We start from the raw sequence: 16,231 nt of genomic DNA, 5'->3' as shown, positions 1-16,231 counted from the left end.
GTTACGCCTTTAACTTTCCGACACCCCAAAGCAGAATGACAGCGCCAACAGTGGCGACGATCAATTCGCCAATGATCCCTGTGGCCGAAAGCCCGACGGCTCCGGCAAGAAATCCACCGAGATAAGCTCCGATGATCCCGATCAAAAGGTTCATCCAAAGGCCTTGGCTTTTGTTCATAAATCGCGCGGCCAGCCAGCCTGCGCAGCCGCCGATGATCAAAAACACAATGAATTTCATGGCCGATCCCTTTGCGCACTTTTCTCAAGTAACCTTGCCGGAGCGCGACGCCGGTTCAAGTCTGACAAGCTAACGCCCGGGAATTCCGTCTCGTTTCGTTGCTGGAAGGTGCCATTCGTCGATACAAGACATTGCTTCGTCTGCGGTCTCGACAATGCGAAATAGGTCCAGATCATCGTCTGAAATCGTGCCGGCATCCGCCAGAGCTTCCCAGTTGATAATTTTCTCCCAAAATTCGCGCCCAAACAGCAGGAATGGCACGCGCTGCATGCGCCCGGTCTGAATAAGTGTCAGCGTCTCGAACAGCTCGTCCATGGTTCCGAAGCCACCCGGGAAAACTGCGATAGCGTTAGCCCGCATCAAAAAGTGCATTTTCCGGATGGCGAAGTAGTGGAAGTTGAACGCCAGTTCTGGCGTGACAAAAAGGTTCGGAGCTTGTTCGTGAGGCAACACAATATTAAGCCCAATTGACACTCCACCAGCATCTTGTGCCCCTCTGTTACCGGCCTCCATCACGCCGGGTCCTCCACCGGTTACGATAACGTTCTCGCCGCCGCCGTCTTTCAAGGATCTTTCTGTCACCAGATGAGCGAATTTACGGGCCTCGTCGTAGAACCGTGAAAGGTCAGCCAACGTTTTCGTTCGCGCACTATCTTTCTTGGCAGGCTCCGGAATGCGTGCACCGCCAAACAGCACCACCGTTGATTTGATGCCGTATTCCGTCATCAACATCTCAGGCTTCAGCAATTCCAGTTGCAAACGGACAGGCCGCAATTCGTCACGACACAAAAAGTCCGCATCCGCGAATGCCAGATTGTAAGAAGGCGACCGTGTTTGCGGCGTGTCAGGTATGCCTTTTACGCTTTCGCGATCCTGGTGCGCATCGCGAAACAGATGGCGACGGTCCTCGTTCATAATCGGCTCCTTGTAACTCGAACCACCTGCATGGCAGGAAGGGCAGACCTTGTCCAATAGCAGAGTTGCGATCAGATGCTTCCACCGACTTCCGATGAAATTGCCGCTGCCGGAGATCGCATTCAGGGACACGTCCATCGAACACCTGTGCTGGAATCGCACGGGTTGATCGAGGGCCGCATGATCGAGCTGAAACTGAAAAATGCTCAACCGACCGGCAGTTTCAAGGTCAGGGGCGCGTTTAATACGCTTCTGAACAGCAAAGTGCCCGAAGCAGGCGTTGTCGCGGCTTCGGGCGGTAATCACGGTGCGGCAGTAGCCTACGCAGCTCGAAAATTGGGTCATCGGGCAACGGTATTTGTGCCCGAACTCGCCGGACCGTCGAAAATCGCTTTGATCCGGAATACGGGGGCAGACTTGCATGTGGTGTCGGGCCATTACGCAGAGGCTTTAGCCCAAGCACGGGCATTCGAGGCTGAAAACGGGGCAATGCAAATACATGCCTATGATGCGCCGAAAACACTGGCCGGACAGGGCACTGTCGTGCGCGAATGGGAGGCTCAGCATCTAGCCTCTTCCACTGTATTGATAGCCGTCGGCGGCGGCGGGCTTATTGGCGGAGCACTTTCGTGGCTGGAGGGACGTCGGAATGTTGTAGCGGTTGAGCCGGAACGCGCACCGACGCTCCATGCCGCCATTGAAGCCGGAAAGCCTGTCGACGTTGAGGTTGGCGGGATTGCCGCCAACGCACTTGGCGCTAAGCGTATCGGAGAACTTTGCTTTGGTCTGGCGCAGGAACACGACATCCAGTCTGTGTTGGTAACAGATGAAGCAATCGCTGACGCCCAGAAACTTTTATGGAATGTCTGTCGTCAGTGGGTCGAACCTGCGGGGGCAACGGCGCTAGCTGCTTTGACTTCAGGAGTCTATCGGCCAGTCACTTCTGGGTCGGTTGCGGTTTTGGTGTGTGGTGCAAATCCAGCGCCTGGTCCTTTCGACTGATTGCTCTTGATCCAATCTGCCGGTATCAGCCGCACAAACGCATGCCAAGGGAATCACCTATGTCAAACGCTCAACTTGAAGCTGCTATTGAGACCGCCTGGGAAACACGGGAGACTGTCTCTCCCGCCACAACCGGCGAGACCCGAGAAGCCATTGAAGACACTCTGAATGCTCTAGACAGCGGGTCCCTTCGTGTCGCCGAAAAGAAAGACGATGGCAGTTGGCATGTGAACCAATGGGCCAAAAAGGCCGTCTTGCTGTCGTTTCGCCTGAATGACATGGAGCAGATTCCCGGTGGGAATGGCAATTCGAGCTGGTGGGACAAAGTGCCTTCGAAGTTTGCGGGTTGGGGTGATAATCAATGGCGCGACGCAGGTTTCCGCGCGGTGCCTGGTTCGATCGTTCGCCGATCTGCCTACGTTGCTCCTGGTGTCGTGCTTATGCCGTCCTTCGTGAACATTGGCGCATATGTTGATGAAGGGTCCATGGTCGACGGTTGGGCGACTGTTGGGTCTTGCGCTCAGATCGGTAAACACGTTCACCTATCCGGCGGCGTTGGCATTGGCGGTGTGTTGGAACCCATGCAAGCGGGGCCCACCATCATTGAAGACAACTGCTTTATCGGAGCCCGCTCTGAAGTTGTTGAAGGCTGCATCGTGCGCGAAGGTTCGGTTTTGGGAATGGGCGTTTTCATCGGCCAGTCCACGAAGATCGTCGATCGCGAAACTGGCGAAGTGATGTACGGTGAAGTTCCGCCCTATTCAGTGGTTGTCGCAGGTTCGATGCCAACCAAGAACAACATCAATCTATATTGCGCCGTGATCGTAAAGCGCGTGGACGAGCGCACCCGCTCGAAGACCGGCATTAATGAACTGCTGCGCGACTGAATATTGTCTAGTTAAGTTGACCGAACCGCCGCGCTATGAGGTGCGGCGGCCTTAAGCTACTATTAATAATGTAGTCGATAATGCGCCGGGTTCAGGGCAGTCGCGCCCTGTATTCTCCCCGCAATGGTCGCCAGAACGTCGCGATGCCGCCACCCCCCAGATTTATGAATGCTGCATGAAAATCAGTGCGGCGGAAGTGTTCCGAACCCGACAGGTCATTGCTGATCTAAAGGCTTTTGTTAGGAATACGCCTGAAAAGACGATGGAACGGTTGGCAATTGGCCTTCCCGGGTTCAGCCCGGGCGTCCCGGATCGGGGCGACCTGTATCGCCTTGTCTACAAGCAGGACTGCCAGTTCCGGCATTCAGCCGAAGCCGACACATACGCGGCGGTGTTGCTGGCAGCAGCTTTTCCGGAAGAAGATTTTCCAGTGTTCATTTTGGCGACGGCGATTTTGTTGGCCGATTTGTTGCAGGCAACTTCCACACCCGACAATCTTTTTTGGAATTGGGAAACCTATCGCGACCATTATGCTATTGCAGATCCCGATGCGCGCGCCGTGATCCACAACGGTTTCCGGACAGGCCACAGGATTGGGGTCGTGAAACTTGATCCCGAACCAAAAGAGAGCCTGTGTCTTCGAAGCAAAAGGACTGAAGTGCTAAGCGGCTTGGAAGGAACCGGCCAGACCGGACTTGCCAGGGCATTGGACGCTGACGCGGATTCTGCAGGCGGCCTTTGGGCTCTTGCCAGCCAACAGTCTTTGTCCGCACCAACCGCAATGGCTTTCCGTTATCTTATCGAGCGTAATGCCGGGATGGCACCGCCCGAACCTGAAACAGCCGCGCTCATCCCATGGCTAAGTTGAGTTGCTTGCACGTATCGGACCGCTCTGTCAGATGACATCAGATGAGCGACGCCAAAAAACCTAGCAAACAAAAAGTTTACACTCTTCTCGTCCAGATTGGTCGGAAAGAAGGGGACGGACTTCCTCCAGACGCAACTGGCGGCGCACTCTTGATCTATGCAACCGGCGTCGACGAAGGGGAAGCAGTGCGTGAGACCGTTGCAATCTTGAAACAGGCTGACGTGGCTCCGCTGGATGTCACCGGATACGGCACCTTGGAAGAACGTCTGACTGAAGGCCACGATATTGACCAAGATGAACGCGCGCTAATGGACCGGACACTCGCCGAGAACGCCGTCATAGTTGCGCAGGTGACCCCATTTTTTGGAGATGAAAATTGACCGCGGTTTTTCTGGATCTAGACGGCACATTGATGGACAGCAAGCGCGGCATTGAGTCGTCGCTAAGATATGCATTTAGCGAGACCGGTCAAAGCCATCATGCCGAAGGCGATCTGACTTGGATGATTGGGCCGCCATTTGTCGATAGTTTTTCCAAACTAGGCATAGAAAACGCTGATCCGATTCTGGATGCCTATAGGGTGCACTACCAAAAGGTCGGTATGTTTGATGCCACGGTATACGAAGGCGTAATGAAATCACTGGCGACGATGCGGGACAACGGCCACCGGCTGTATCTGATGCCGGCTAAACCTCATCACTATGCCCGAAAGATAACTGCGCATTTCGGCATTGCACCATTCTTGAAAGAAGAGTTCGGCCCTGAATTGGACGGCACGCGGAATTGGAAGGGCGAGCTTTTGGCCTATGCGCTGGACCTGACCGGCGAGACTGCAGACGCGTCCGTTATGGTCGGCGACCGACATCATGATATGGCGGCTGCGGCCGAGGTTGGAATGGCCGCGATTGCTGCCAAATGGGGGTATGGCTCATCCGAAGATTGGCAGGGCGCTCAACATTTTCTGGAACGTGCCCATGATTTACCACAAGCCGTCAATGTCATTCGGCCCATAAAAAGCTGAGGTTACGTAGATAATGCAGTTCGGCGTATCGGTTTACGCAACCAGCAGTTTCGCTTCGAACTGACGCAAAGTTGGACGAGCCGCTTTCCCGTAACCTTCACCTGTTTTCGGATCGAGTTCAGGAAATATTTCGCAAATCTCGTTGATTGCATCTTCTTCGAAGCACTCTGTAGTTTGTGATCCGGGCAGAAAGCTCTCGGTTTCCAGACCCTCTGACCAAATCACTTGATGATGGTCGAATAGAAGGTGCACGTAGCTAACGAGGCCGCCATCGATCTGACTTACCATCCGCCCATCAATTAGATCGCGTGCCGCAATCAAAACTTCGCTGGACCCGAATAACAGATCGGCATGAACATTTCTGATGAGAATGCGATGAAGCGGCGACACCATCAGGGATTTGTGATCGCCAAAGGTGTTCTTTTCGATCCTGACGGGGGCCATTCGACCCTGGGCAGGCAACGTCCGTTGCCCGATCCAGCGTATAGGTTGCAAACCGGCATCGCGTGTTTCGATCAATTGCCCGATTTCCAGCCTTTCGACAGGAACGTCGCCGCTATCTGTCCGGATCATAGTTCCAGCAACGAAGCAGGGCACCGTATTTATCGTAACGGTAGTAGAGTCGGAACTTTGGGCGTTTCCGCTTCCAAATGCAGCCGTATATGTGAACGACGTGGAGAACTCGATGTCCGCGCCGACAATCGTGACCGTTCCGTCTTCGTTCAACGTAACAGAGACACCGTCTGTAAGAGTGATCGTGTCACCCGGTTCAACCGCGGTACCATTGATCTCTGTAATGAAAATCGTGCTTTGTCCCGGGCCAAGTGTCTGACGTCAGCGCCTATGGGTCCAATTAGGTTAATTTGATAAGAGAGAGTTGTTGGCTCATCGTAACCACTGAGGAGTGGGACATGAGACAGACAACTGGAACTCGCAGGAGCCCCGGCGAGAAGATCGTCAAAGAGATCAAACGGGCGACGCGCAAACAGTATTCGTCAGAAGAGAAGATCCGGATCGTGCTGGATGGCTTGCGTGGCGAAGACAGCATTGCTGAGTTGTGCCGTCGTGAGGGAATATCTCAAGGTATCTACTACAAATGGTCCAAGGACTTCATGGAAGCTGGCAAACGGCGGCTTGCTGGAGATACGGCGCGTGCGGCTACGACCGACGAAGTCAAGGACCTGCGCCGCGAAGCCCGAGACCTGAAGGAGGTCGTTGCCGAGCAAACACTGGAACTGCGTCTTCTCAAAAAAAGCATGACCGGCGGTGGGGGCGACCAAGAATGAGGTATGCTGCATCTGAGAAGTTGGAGATCATCCGGCTTGTTGAGGGGTCGCATTTGTCTGCTCGTCGAACATTGGCAAAGCTGGGCATCCCCCGCACCACATTTTACCGTTGGTATGATCGGTATCGGCAGCGCGGCGACGCTGGCCTTGTGGATCAAGCGCCTAAGCCCAGACATGTCTGGAACCGCATCCCCGACGAAGTCCGGCGCAAGGTCGTCAAGCTGGCGCTGCAGGAGACGGAGCTGTCGCCGCGCGAACTGGCAGTGACGTTCACGGATCGGGAGCGCTACTTCGTCTCGGAATCTTCAGTCTATCGGGCCCTGAAGGCCCACGATCTGATCACCAGCCCGGCCTTTATCGTGCTCAAGGCGGCAAACGAGTTCAAAGACAAGACCACTGCGATCAACCAGCTTTGGCAAACCGACTTCACCTATCTCAAAGTGCTTGGCTGGGGCTGGTTCTATCTCAGCACAATCCTGGACGACTACAGCCGCTACATCATCTCGTGGAAACTCTGCACGAACATGCGGGCAGAGGACGTGACGGACACCCTGGATTTGGCGCTACAAGCATCAGGGTGCGATCAGGTTCACGTCATCCACAAACCCCGCCTCCTCAGCGACAACGGGTCCAGTTACGTCTCTGGCGATCTGGCTGAATGGCTGCAGGACAAAGGCATGAAGCATTCTCGGGGCGCACCATATCATCCCCAGACACAGGGCAAGATCGAGAGGTGGCATCAAACCCTGAAGAACCGCATCCTATTGGAGAACTACTTCCTTCCGGGAGACCTCGAAACCCAGATCGAAGCCTTCGTCGATCACTACAATCACAAGCGCTACCACGAGAGCCTGAACAACGTCACACCCGCCGACGTCTACTTCGGGCGTGACAAAGCCATTCTAAGACAACGGGAAAGGATCAAACGAAAGACGCTCGAAGCGCGGCGCTTGCATCACAGACAGCGCGCCGCATAATAACATCAACCAGACGAGCCAAACTCTTTACTTGTTTAAGCAACTCTTGGTTCCCAAAACCCTGACGACGGACAATGGCGCGCGCCATCTGTAGGGCATCAATGCCCTTGTCGTCGGGTGATTGCGGCACTGCCTCAGCCTCACACCTTGCATGAGGCCGGACACGCCACCGGGATATCCTGGTGACGTTGCCTGTCATTTGTGGTCAGCCGAAGTTTTCTTCGTGCTGTCCGCTGCCCTGCCTCGGGTTAATTTTGAGGAATCATGCCTGAATTCAACCTATCCGTGAAGTCCTAATCACGCCCGCCGCAAAAAAGGGTGATGACCTTGCCACAGGCTTACCGTTGAAGACATTCGCGCAGCACGGTAGCAGGGGGCATGAGTATCGACGCCGCTGATTTGACCGCCCGCCTGATCCGTTGTCCTTCGGTAACCCCGGAAGACGGAGGCGCAATTCCGTTATTGCAGGAAATACTGTCTGACGCCGGGTTTGAATGCTTTCGGGCAGACCGCAAGGGTATCGCAAATTTGGTCGCGCGCTGGGGCGGTAAATCACACCCAAAGACCTTTGGGTTCAATGGCCATACAGACGTGGTTCCCATAGGAGATGTTAACGACTGGACCTACGACCCCTTTGCGGCCGAAGTGGTTGACGGCAAGATGTTCGGTCGTGGCAGCACAGACATGAAGTCTGGCGTTGCAGCGTTTGTTGCCGCTGCGGTCGACCGGGTCCGCGATAATCCACCCGAAGGCGCTATCCTGATCGCGATCACAGGTGATGAAGAGGCTGACGCTGTTGATGGCACTGCTGCGATACTTGATTGGATGGTCGAAAGCGGCGAGGCCATGGATGTCTGTTTGGTTGGCGAGCCCACTTGTCCTGAACGTCTGGGAGATATGATAAAAATCGGCCGCCGAGGCTCAATGAGCGCATTTTTTACAGCGACCGGAATTCAAGGGCACGCCGCATATCCGCACCGCGCTCGAAATCCTGTTCCGGCACTGGCGCAGCTGGTCAGTTCTTTGGCACAGCATAAATTCAACGATCAAACAGAGCATTTCGACGCGACGACATTGGCTGTCACGACATTCGACACCGGAAATCCCGCAACAAATGTTATCCCTGCTACCTGCAAAGCCACGGTGAATATCCGTTTCAACGACAGTAAATCATCAAAAATGTTAACGGAATGGTTGCGGTCGACTATGTTAAGAATTGCCGCGGAGAGCGGAATCGAAATCGGAATGGATTTGGCGGTTTCAGGGGAAAGTTTTATGACTCCGCCTGGACAGTTGTCAGATCTGGTCGCGAATGCGGCGCGAGCCGAAACCGGGATTGACCCTGAGCTTTCAACAACAGGGGGCACGTCGGATGCCCGGTTTGTGCGCGCACATTGCCCAGTCGTCGAGTTCGGGCTGGTCGGTCAAACAATGCATCAGGTAGATGAACGCGTTGACGTCGATGATATTCACCGCCTCAAGAAAATCTATCGACGGATTCTTGACGATTACTTCGCTGGCTGACCGATGCTCAAGATAAAACTCTCAGATGATATGACTGCCTGCCTTGGCATACGACACGAAGTATTTGTCGTTGAGCAATGCATTGCGAAAGAAGATGAAGTAGATGGAATGGATCCAGCCGCCACACATTTGTTGGCAGAACAGGATGGGTTGGCCGTTGGGACCGCGCGGATGCTGATTGATGGTCCGACTGGCAAAATCGGGCGCGTGGCAGTTCTTAAATCCCACCGTGGTCAGGGAATTGGGAAGGCACTGATTGAGGCCGCTGTGGCGTATCTTGAGACAATTCCAACACTGAAGCACGCAAAACTGGGTGCGCAGACATCTGCTTTGAATTTCTACTGCGATTTGGGGTTCAAGCCGGTTGGCGACATTTTCGATGACGTCGGGATTCCGCATCAGGAAATGGCGCGTCGCCTGTGAGGCAAAAAACGCTTATTGTGATGGTCAAAGAGCCGCGCCCAGGGCGTGTTAAAACACGACTTGGACGAGAAACTGGCATGACCACTGCGGCCTGGTGGTTTCGGCATCAATCCAAGCAATTGATCAGAAGATTGCAGGACCCTCGTTGGTCGCTGATCTTGTCGGTTTCGCCAGACTATGAGGGTCTTCAAAGTCGCGTTTGGCCGACTCACATCCATCGAATTCCGCAGGGGCGCGGGGATCTGGGTGACCGAATGGCGCGTAGTCTGCGGTTCACTTCCGGGCCGTCGGTTTTGATCGGTGCGGATATTCCCGGGGTCACTCGCAAGCATATTGCCGAAGCATTCAAATACCTTGGCAGCGCACCATCGGTGTTGGGACCGGCACATGATGGCGGGTTTTGGCTGGTGGGACTTCGCCATCCTTCCATCGCGCCAAAGGATATATTTCAGAACGTTCGGTGGTCTTCGCAATATGCAATGATTGATACCGAAAGAACCCTGCCTAGACCGGTTGCCAAGACAGCGATGCTACATGACGTCGATACGGTCGAGGATCTGCAGTTTCACCTCAAGTCAGGGGCATGCAGGTAAAATTGAGGGCAATGACCAACTTGCCGCGCTCAGATCCCGCGTGACGTTGTAATTGGCGCGTGTTAGCGGAAGAACCATGGCACGCATTCCCTCAAAAGACGAAATTCTGGGTTGGATATCTGAGAATCCCACCAAGTCATCCAAGCGTGATATCGCCAGAGCTTTTAGTATCAAAGGCGCTGACAGGATTGACTTGAAACGCGTGCTGAAAGAGTTGGCGGCAGACGGACATCTTGAAAAACGCCGAAAAACATATCGCGATCCTGAACGGTTGCCTCCGGTTTCTGTTCTTGAGGTTCTCGAGCCAAATGGCGATGGCGATCTTTTTGCGCGACCACTTGAATGGCAGGGCGAAGGACTAGAACCCATTGTTCTTTTTGTGCCACGCGCCTCCGATCCTGCGTTGGGTGCCGGGGATCGTATATTGGCTCGCCTTACGTTGGTACAAGACGAAGATCACGCGTACGAAGCCCGTCTTATCCGCCGAATTGGAGCGAACCCCAAGAAAATCCTCGGCGTATTCCGCAAATCTGCCGAGGGCGGCCGCGTATTGCCAATAGACAAAGGCAGTGACCGGGAATGGCGGGTGCCAAGTGACGCTTTGCAAGGGGCGAAGGACGGAGAGTTGGTTGAGGCCGAACAATCCGGACCTAAGGATCGTCTTGGGTTGCCAAAGGCGCGAATTGTGGCGCGGTTGGGCGATCCTACAGCACCCAAGGCCGTCTCCCTGATTGCAATTCATCAGCACGGGATACCTGACGAATTCCCAGACGCCGTTATTGCTGAAGCGGATGAGATGAAACTTGCGGGCCTTTCCGACGGTCGCAACGATCTGCGCGACGTGCCGTTGATTACAATTGATCCGGCTGACGCGCGCGATCACGACGATGCCTGTTGGGCCCAGGCAGATGATGACCCAAAGAACCAAGGGGGCCATATTCTGTGGGTGGCAATTGCGGATGTCGCGCACCACGTCCGCCCCGGCACTGCGTTGGATCGCGAAGCGCGCAAGCGTGGCAATTCCAGCTATTTTCCGGATCGTGTTGTGCCCATGTTGCCGGATCGGCTTTCGGGTGATTTGTGCTCTCTTCACGAGGGTGTGCCGCGCGCTTGCCTTGCGGTGCGCATGCAAATCTCTGCCAGCGGAGAAAAGATCAGTCATTCGTTTGTGCGTGGACTGATGCAGTCGGCGGCCTCTTTGACCTATGAACAGGCGCAGTCGGCGGTCGATGGTCAACCAGACGAACAGTGCGAACCGTTATTGGACCATGTTTTACGGCCATTGTTTGCGGCCTATGATGCGTTGAAAAAAGCGCGGGCGGCACGACAACCTTTGGAATTGGATCTGCCGGAGCGGCAGATTGAATTGGGGGAAGATGGTCAGGTGCAGTCTGTTGCGTTCAAAGAGCGGTTGGACGCCCATAAACTGATCGAAGAATTTATGGTGCTGGCGAACGTTGCTGCCGCCGAGACGTTGATCGCAAAAAAACAACCACTGCTATTTCGAGTCCACGAAGAGCCTGCACCCGAAAAACTCGATGCATTGCGCGAAACTGCCCAATCAGCTGGGTTGACCTTGGCAAAGGGACAGGTGTTGAAAACGGCTCATTTGAACCGATTGTTAGTGGCGGCGCAGGACACCGATGCTAATGAGTTGATCAACATTGCGACGCTGCGCTCGATGACCCAAGCCTACTACTCACAGCAGAATTTTGGGCATTTCGGTCTAGCTTTAAAGTCCTATGCACATTTCACCTCGCCCATTCGAAGATATGCGGATCTGGTGGTGCATCGCGCTTTGGTTGCGGCGCATGGGTGGGGTGATGATGGGTTGGCGTCTTCCGAGATCGAAGGATTGGATGAAACCGCCAAGCACATCTCCGATACTGAACGGCGCTCGATGGTCGCCGAGCGGGATACGACAGACCGGTACCTTGCCGCCTATCTGAGCGAGCGATTGGGCACCGAACTGACCGGGCGTATTTCAGGCATTCAACGGTTCGGGGCATTCGTGAAACTGGACGAAACCGGTGCTGACGGGCTTATTCCGGTACGTTCGATCGGCAACGAGTTTTTTCATTTTGATGCCGACAGTCAGACTTTGCAGGGCAGCGATACAGGTCTGACACTTGAACTGGGTCAACGGGTTACGACACGCCTAACCGAGGCGGTTCCGGTGACCGGGGGGTTAATGCTGGAGTTGCTGGATATTGATGGCAAGAAAGTCGCACGTGCCCCGGGTGGAAATCGAGGTCGGGGCGGTCCAAGGCGCAAACTTGGGCGATCCTCAAAAGGATCAAGCAAGGCAAAACGAAAAGTCGCCCGGCGCAGAAAGTAATCCGGCCTAGTTGTTCCCCAAAAGGTTGTTCAGGGCATCCCGCGCAGAATTCGCCAAATCCACATAGGTGATCAATGCGCTTTCCGTCCCGGGCACGGTTGAGGCGATTGCAGGCGCCCAAGCGTAGAGGACAACCATTATTGTTGCCAATCCGGCAGTTACAAGAAACCCGCGTCGAAATCCGGTGCGATGTTTCGCCAGTTCTTCTGGTGATTTGACCGCAGTAACGGTTGTCGCAGCGGGTCGAAGCGTAGAATTGATTTCTTCGATATCGGGCAGCAGATCACGACGTGGCGCGGCATAATCTTCTTCGGGGGTTTCCTGTTCGGTTTCGTCTTCACCGCGCAATCGCACCATCCGAGCGCGCAGCGCGCGCGATGGAGTCTCAACCTCGGCAGGTTCCTGCAATCCGAATTCGGGCTGCGATTCCATCGTGGACGGCGTTTCAGACCGGCGCTGCGAAATCTCCAGCTCAGCCTCTTCGCGCAGCATATCCAGTGCCGCAACGTCGGCAGGACGTCGACCTTCGCGGGTGGGGCTTTCGCTGGGTGGGTCTTCGCTTTCAGCTACTGGAGACTCAAGTCGCGTTTCCGGCCAATCCCAGCTTTCATCATCATCGTCCGTTTCATCGAGCGCTATTTCAGGCTGCTCTTCGGCCTCTGCTTCGGGTTCAATTTCTGGTCCCAGGATTGGATCCTCGTCCAGCTCGTCGAAAGCTTCAGCGGCCAGATCCGGCTCGGAATCGGGTTCTGGGTCTGGAAGGGGTACATCCTCTGCGGCAACCTCAGCTGCCTCGCTGGCGTCTGCAAGAACATCAGGTGAAGCGGATATGGGCGGCGGCAACTCGAACCACGTGTTACCGCAATTCGAACATTGAACGTCGCGGCCCTCATCGGGAATCAGACCGTCGTCAACTTCGTACTGTGCACTGCAATTTGGACAAACCAGTCGCATTAAATTGCCCTCACCATTCGAAACCTCATTGCCTGCGCTTGCCCAATCTAGCGGCGGCGCAGATCACTTTGAACGGTGTCTATCACTTTCCATAGCTTTCTAAAAGCGCTGGCGTTGCGCATGGGCATTTCATGAGGCAAAAGCATTGCGAAATGAGCTTAGCACCCGCCATAAAATTATCGCGCGTTGCCATAAACTATGGCGGGCGGACGCTATTTCGGGATGTTTCGCTTAATTTGCCTCCTGGGAGTTTCCATTTCCTTACCGGTCCGTCCGGCGCTGGCAAAACTACACTGATCAAACTTTGTTACGGGGAATTGATTCCAACCGACGGCAGGGTTGCCGTATTTGGCGATGACACGGCTCACATGGATCGAAATCAGATTGCCCGGATGCGGCGGCGGGTCGGTGTGGTTCACCAAGACTGCCGGTTTATCGACCATTTGAGTGTGTCTGAGAATATTGTGCTTCCTGTGACGGTAACTGGTGCTACCGCGACAGAAGTTGCCGATAACTTAGCCGAACTAACTGGTTGGGTCGGATTGAGCGAATTGATCGACCATTTGCCGGCTGAACTTTCCGGAGGTGAGCGGCAAAGAGCGGCCTTGGCACGCGCGGTTATCCTTTCACCGGATGTTGTCTTGGCGGATGAACCGACGGGAAACGTTGATTGGGAAATGTCGCTAAAGATCCTGAACCTGCTGATTGAATTGAATCGGCTGGGCAAGACTGTGCTTTGCGCGACGCACGACATGTCATTGATCCGGCAAGCCAAGGCGCGCGTTTCGGCGCGGGTTTTGCGGCTAAAGGACGGATCGGTCGAGTTGGCCGGAGCGGACCTATGACAATGCTCGATCTTATACGCGGGGACAAAGTCGCCGAACGAGTCGTGCCGCCAACAGGGTTTACCGCGCTATTGTCGATCATCAGTGCCGCTGCGATGGCCTTTATTGCCGTCTTTGTTCTTGCGCTTGCAACTTCGGCGGGACGGCAAGCGGTGGCTTGGGAAAGCACTCTGGACGACACCGCTACAGTTCGAATTTCGGCACCTGCCGAAACGCTCGAAGCGCAGGCTGAAGCTGTTGAGGTCGTGCTGAGCCAGACGCCTGGTGTTGGTGCCACGCGACGCATTGATGCGGATGAACAGGCGCGTTTGCTGGCCCCATGGTTCGGCTCGGAATTGCCATTGGATAAATTGCGGTTGCCGATCCTGATTGAAGTCAGCATTGATGGCACTGGACCGGACGTGGCCGGTTTGAAACAGCGTTTTTCTGCCGAAGCACCGGGAGCGATCTATGATGATCATGCGCGGTGGCGCGCGCCATTGGTCGACGCGGCGCGAAGTTTGCGGAATGTCTCTGTTCTGGCTTTGGTTTTGGTGGCGGGAGTAACCGCCGTCACGATCGCTCTTGCCGCGTCGGCTGCATTGGCTGCGAACGGTCAAGTTATTGATGTTTTGCGACTTGTTGGTGTCGAAGACAGCTATATCACCCGCGCTTTTGTGCGCCGTTTTACCATTCGCGCGTTCATTGGTGCATTGGTCGGAGCTTTGGCCGGATTGATTGCGGTCGCTATCCTTCCCGGGGTCGCTGGAGGCGGAACGATGTCTGACGTCGGGTTTCGCGGGGCAGGATGGGTATTGCCTTTGACAGTTCCGGTGATTGCTGCGGTCTTGGCGTTTGTTGCAACCCATCTTGCGGCGCGTCGTCGATTGGGTGAGGTTTCGTAATGCAAATGATCCGCTCGCTTGTCTTCAATGTGTCAATCTATGTGGCCATGATTGTGCTTGCGATCATCTACACTCCGGCTGCGGTCTACAGCCGAGCTGGGGCGGTTCGGGCGTGCCATACCTGGTGCCGATTTGTGATCTGGGCTGCGCGCGTGATGATTGGTCTGGAGGTAGAAGTTCGCGGAACGCCGCCGACCGATGAGGTTATGGTTGCCGCTAAACACCAGTCATTCTTTGATATTATTGTCATCTATTCTTCGATGCCGCGCCCTAAGTTCGTGATGAAACGCGAACTTCTATACGCGCCTTTGTTGGGGCAGTTTGCGCTTCGTATCGGTTGTATTCCTGTGGATCGCGGCAAGGGTGGCAAAGCAATTTCGCAGATGAAACAAGATGTCGAAAAGGGAAGGGCAGACTCCGGGCAAATTGTGATTTATCCGCAGGGCACTCGTGTCGCGCCGGAGGACAAGAAGCCATACAAAGTAGGTACGGGTGTGCTGTACACCCAGCTTGGGCAGGTCTGCGTGCCGGTTGCAATGAACATTGGATACTTCTGGCCGAAACGCGGCTTCTTAAGAAAGCCGGGTACTTGCGTGGTTGAGTTTTTGGAGCCAATTTCCCCTGGGACTGGGGTTAAGCCCTTCATGAGACAGCTTGAAAAACAGATCGAGGACGCATCGGATCGATTGCTGGACGAGGCGCGGAGTGCGGAATGATTGAGACGGTTGCTGAACTGGAAAACCTGTACGGAACGCCGAAAGCGCCGGCTGTTCGCAAGGTCGCGGACCGAATGGTTCCGGTTTATCGTCAATGGGTTATGGCTTCGCGGTTTTGTGTGTTGACCACGGTTGGCCCAGAAGGCTCGGATGGCAGTCCGCGCGGCGATGATGGGCCGGTTGTTATTGAAATCGATGAGAAAACTCTGGCGATGCCGGATTGGTTCGGGAACAACCGGATCGACAGTTTGCGCAATATTGTTCGCGATCCAAGGGTATCTTTGATGTTTATGGTGCCGGGGTCAACGAACGTTGTTCGGATCAATGGGCGCGGCAAGGTGTCAGCGGACGAAGGGATGCTGGAGCGGTTTGAGCGTGATGGAAAGCGACCGCGCAGCGTTATTCTGATTTCGATTGAAGAGATATATTTCCAATGTTCCCGAGCGCTTATGCGATCCCGGCTTTGGACATCGGGGGATGAGAGTTCGGGCTTGCCAAGTCCCGGGGATATGCTGAAGGCGGTAACTTCGGGTGAAGTCGGTGGTGCAGATTACGATGCTGCCTGGCCGGAGCGTGCAAAGTCCACAATGTGGTAGGTCGCGCGGACTTGCGCGCCAAATACCGTTGCAAAAAATGCGGATCTCCGACCGGTTAACGCAGTGTATTTGGTGCGTGCGGTGCCACCGGCGGTTTGCAACAGCATTTTTGCGAAACGCTTTAATTTCATGGGAATCCCGGCGAAATCGCGCGTCGGTATCAC

At 54.8% G+C, this 16,231-nt stretch carries 18 protein-coding genes; 14 read left to right on the top strand and 4 right to left on the bottom strand.

Going from position 1 to position 16,231, the window contains the following annotated elements; genetic code table 11:
- Position 1: 1 nt before the first annotated feature.
- Together GKR98_11390 and GKR98_11385 are read right to left on the bottom strand one after the other, a co-directional pair.
- Positions 2-238, bottom strand: a complete 237-nt coding sequence (locus GKR98_11390) for a GlsB/YeaQ/YmgE family stress response membrane protein (protein ID QMU58742.1) — start codon at positions 236-238, stop codon at positions 2-4.
- A 69-nt stretch (positions 239-307) separates the two neighbouring features.
- A complete protein-coding gene (locus GKR98_11385) occupies positions 308-1,153 on the bottom strand; it encodes a lysine decarboxylase (protein ID QMU58741.1) in 846 nt (281 codons plus the stop codon).
- Between the two features lie 75 nt (positions 1,154-1,228).
- Between GKR98_11385 and GKR98_11380 the strand changes: the two genes are divergently transcribed.
- The 5 genes from GKR98_11380 to GKR98_11360 all read left to right on the top strand — a co-directional run bounded on the left by GKR98_11380 (position 1,229) and on the right by GKR98_11360 (position 4,931).
- Positions 1,229-2,155, top strand: coding sequence for a pyridoxal-phosphate dependent enzyme (locus GKR98_11380; protein QMU58740.1), 927 nt, complete (start codon positions 1,229-1,231; stop codon positions 2,153-2,155).
- Between the two features lie 59 nt (positions 2,156-2,214).
- Positions 2,215-3,042 carry a 2,3,4,5-tetrahydropyridine-2,6-dicarboxylate N-succinyltransferase gene (gene dapD, locus GKR98_11375; GenBank protein ID QMU58739.1) on the top strand — a complete coding sequence of 276 codons (828 nt, stop codon included), beginning with the start codon at positions 2,215-2,217 and terminating at the stop codon, positions 3,040-3,042.
- 175 nt (positions 3,043-3,217) lie between these two features.
- On the top strand, positions 3,218-3,910 hold the full coding sequence (locus GKR98_11370; GenBank protein QMU58738.1) for a hypothetical protein: 693 nt from the start codon (positions 3,218-3,220) through the stop codon (positions 3,908-3,910).
- Between the two features lie 41 nt (positions 3,911-3,951).
- Complete coding sequence (locus tag GKR98_11365) at positions 3,952-4,290, top strand: hypothetical protein (protein ID QMU58737.1); 339 nt, start codon at positions 3,952-3,954, stop codon at positions 4,288-4,290.
- Positions 4,287-4,931 (top strand): HAD hydrolase-like protein, encoded by a 645-nt coding sequence (locus GKR98_11360; protein ID QMU58736.1) that lies wholly within the window; start codon positions 4,287-4,289, stop codon positions 4,929-4,931. The genes GKR98_11365 and GKR98_11360 overlap by 4 nt, the downstream gene beginning before the upstream one ends.
- Positions 4,932-4,964: 33 nt before the next feature.
- Here GKR98_11360 and GKR98_11355 read toward each other — a convergent pair whose 3' ends face one another.
- Positions 4,965-5,504, bottom strand: a complete 540-nt coding sequence (locus GKR98_11355) for a hypothetical protein (protein QMU58735.1) — start codon at positions 5,502-5,504, stop codon at positions 4,965-4,967.
- Between the two features lie 338 nt (positions 5,505-5,842).
- Here GKR98_11355 and GKR98_11350 point away from each other — a divergent pair.
- The 5 genes from GKR98_11350 (at position 5,843) to rnr (ending at position 12,072) form a co-directional block, all read left to right on the top strand.
- A protein-coding gene (locus GKR98_11350; protein ID QMU58734.1) for an IS3 family transposase occupies positions 5,843-7,194 on the top strand; the annotation gives its coding sequence in 2 pieces (ribosomal slippage) (positions 5,843-6,178 and positions 6,181-7,194; 1,350 coding nt in all).
- A gap of 378 nt (positions 7,195-7,572) precedes the next feature.
- Entirely contained in the window at positions 7,573-8,718 is a 1,146-nt protein-coding gene (dapE, locus tag GKR98_11345) for a succinyl-diaminopimelate desuccinylase (protein ID QMU58733.1), read from the top strand.
- Positions 8,719-8,721: 3 nt separating this feature from the next.
- On the top strand, positions 8,722-9,141 hold the full coding sequence (locus GKR98_11340; GenBank protein QMU58732.1) for a GNAT family N-acetyltransferase: 420 nt from the start codon (positions 8,722-8,724) through the stop codon (positions 9,139-9,141).
- 20 nt (positions 9,142-9,161) lie between these two features.
- On the top strand, positions 9,162-9,734 hold the full coding sequence (locus GKR98_11335) for a DUF2064 domain-containing protein (protein ID QMU60071.1): 573 nt from the start codon (positions 9,162-9,164) through the stop codon (positions 9,732-9,734).
- A 76-nt stretch (positions 9,735-9,810) separates the two neighbouring features.
- Positions 9,811-12,072: a ribonuclease R gene (gene rnr, locus GKR98_11330; GenBank protein QMU58731.1), complete on the top strand. Its 2,262-nt coding sequence runs from the start codon at positions 9,811-9,813 to the stop codon at positions 12,070-12,072.
- 6 nt (positions 12,073-12,078) lie between these two features.
- Here rnr and GKR98_11325 read toward each other — a convergent pair whose 3' ends face one another.
- On the bottom strand, positions 12,079-13,026 hold the full coding sequence (locus GKR98_11325; GenBank protein ID QMU58730.1) for a hypothetical protein: 948 nt from the start codon (positions 13,024-13,026) through the stop codon (positions 12,079-12,081).
- 152 nt (positions 13,027-13,178) lie between these two features.
- On the opposite strand from GKR98_11325, the gene GKR98_11320 reads away from it, so the two are divergent.
- Genes GKR98_11320 through GKR98_11305 form a run of 4 tightly spaced genes read left to right on the top strand, consistent with a single transcriptional unit; the run spans position 13,179 to position 16,067 of the window.
- Positions 13,179-13,871: an ATP-binding cassette domain-containing protein gene (locus GKR98_11320; protein QMU58729.1), complete on the top strand. Its 693-nt coding sequence runs from the start codon at positions 13,179-13,181 to the stop codon at positions 13,869-13,871.
- Positions 13,868-14,755 (top strand): cell division protein FtsX, encoded by an 888-nt coding sequence (locus GKR98_11315; protein ID QMU58728.1) that lies wholly within the window; start codon positions 13,868-13,870, stop codon positions 14,753-14,755. Before GKR98_11320 ends, GKR98_11315 begins: the two co-directional genes overlap by 4 nt.
- On the top strand, positions 14,755-15,471 hold the full coding sequence (locus GKR98_11310) for a 1-acyl-sn-glycerol-3-phosphate acyltransferase (protein QMU58727.1): 717 nt from the start codon (positions 14,755-14,757) through the stop codon (positions 15,469-15,471). Before GKR98_11315 ends, GKR98_11310 begins: the two co-directional genes overlap by 1 nt.
- Entirely contained in the window at positions 15,468-16,067 is a 600-nt protein-coding gene (locus tag GKR98_11305; protein ID QMU58726.1) for a pyridoxamine 5'-phosphate oxidase family protein, read from the top strand. Before GKR98_11310 ends, GKR98_11305 begins: the two co-directional genes overlap by 4 nt.
- Positions 16,068-16,231: the final 164 nt, after the last annotated feature.

This window comes from Boseongicola sp. (assembly GCA_014075275.1).
Taxonomy (GTDB): Bacteria; Pseudomonadota; Alphaproteobacteria; order Rhodobacterales; family Rhodobacteraceae.
The sequence above is the reverse complement of the archived record's forward strand: the minus strand, read 5'-3'. Positions and strand labels throughout refer to the sequence as shown.